The organism is Clostridium sp. NSJ-49 (assembly GCF_014287725.1).
Taxonomy (GTDB): Bacteria; Bacillota; Clostridia; order Clostridiales; family Clostridiaceae; genus Clostridium; species Clostridium disporicum_B.
Map to the genome: position 1 here is coordinate 1 of NZ_JACOOP010000101.1, position 1,679 is coordinate 1,679.

Below are 1,679 nucleotides of genomic sequence, written 5' to 3' on the forward strand. Positions count from 1 at the left end.
GGCTCTGTTAGATTAAATTGTTGATATTGTACTCAAAATAGGGTTGTACAAATTACAACCCTATCTAACTATAAACTCTGTTTAGATTCCCTAACAATATTTCTATTGCAAAGGTCTATCTTCAATTTATTCATCAATTCTTTAGTATTATTACTAAACACTAATTCTGTTATTATAGCATCTTCGTCTCTTAATCCAAATTGCTCTCTTCTAACTAAATACAAATAACTTATGTTAGTATGATATATATTTATAACATTGGTTATTGGTCCATTCGCAAACATTTCAGTTTCAGTTGGGTCTACACTGTCATGAATTTCAAGTAATGATGTTAATATGTTATAATTAGGAATATAAAAACCCAAAGAAATAATTATATCTTTCATGTCGTTATTATAAAATTCTAATTCTTTATCTAATAAAAAATCCTTTATAATATCATCATTATCATAATCTCTTAGAATTTTTATAAGTTCATTCATAATCCCCCACCTCGTAATCTTTCAGTATAATTTTTACATATAATACTAACAAACATACACTTATCAAGCAATACCTAAAAGAAATTATATTTTCTTTCCTTGTATCCTTCTATCTTAGTGTCAACAAATGGAATTACACTATGGATAAGCATATTCTTTGTTTTTATAACTTCTTTATCAGTGCTAAAACTTTGTAGCCACTTATACCAACTCATATAATTAGATAGAAATTTAGTAGACACTCCTTTAAATCTATACATCCAAATTTTCAGGTTACTATGCAACGAATTAACATGATTTATATGGTATATATCATTTTTATAATGACCTCTTGCTATTTTTTTATGGTCTAATTCAAGGTCTTTGGCAAATTGTATATACGATTTATGGCTATCTGTACAGATTATTGAGTTAGAGTCTATCCGTCCTTCATAAAGCCTTTCAAGAGCATTGTAAGTAACCCTTCCTTTACATAAGGGTTCTAATATTATATTTCCATTTCTATCAATTGCTGTTGCTATACAAACCTGTTCATTACTTATACCACGTTTCTTAACTTGTTTGCCTCTTTTTCGAGCAGGTCTCGGCATTTTAAAACCACTCTTTTTATGATTCCCCTTGAAAGACTCGGCAACAAATGTTTCGTCCATTTCTACTATACCGTCTACATCACCAACACCCATAAATGCTCTTATACAATCAAGAATTTTATGTCTCATATAAAATGATGTTTTAACACCTACACCTACATTTTCAGCGTTCTTTCTTATAGAAAGTCCTATAACCATTCCTTTAACATATTCAATCCACGTTTGTAGAGGTAACTTAGTACAGGATAACGCAGATTTAGTTAAATCATTAAAGGATTTACTACAAGAACGACATACATAACGTTGCTTACCATTCAATTTACCATTCTTTACTACAGAAGTAGATTCGCAATGGGGGCAACATTGCCCCTTGCTAAATCTTGATTCTCTAAACTCTTTATTAAGACTTACATTAGATGAGCCAAGAGTAAGCATCTCACCTATATAGTTAAATAATTCTCTTAACTGGTATTCACTAAGTGATGTTATATCTGACTTTATATTTGAAAGAGTTGCCATAAATCTTACCTCCGATAGTGTTATTATCTATATTATAACACTATTTAAGACTTATATGCACATATCAACATTATTGTCTAACAGAGCC

The 1,679-nt window shown here is 29.7% G+C and carries 2 protein-coding genes; both read right to left on the minus strand.

The genetic code is table 11. The features are described 5' to 3' along the window. Nucleotides 1-68 precede the first annotated feature (68 nt). Nucleotides 69-482 carry a hypothetical protein gene (locus tag H8S10_RS17790; protein WP_005210118.1) on the minus strand — a complete coding sequence of 138 codons (414 nt, stop codon included), beginning with the start codon at nucleotides 480-482 and terminating at the stop codon, nucleotides 69-71. A gap of 74 nt (nucleotides 483-556) precedes the next feature. Further along, nucleotides 557-1,591: an IS1595 family transposase gene (locus tag H8S10_RS17795; RefSeq protein ID WP_186839740.1), complete on the minus strand. Its 1,035-nt coding sequence runs from the start codon at nucleotides 1,589-1,591 to the stop codon at nucleotides 557-559. Between the last annotated feature and the right edge of the window lie 88 nt (nucleotides 1,592-1,679).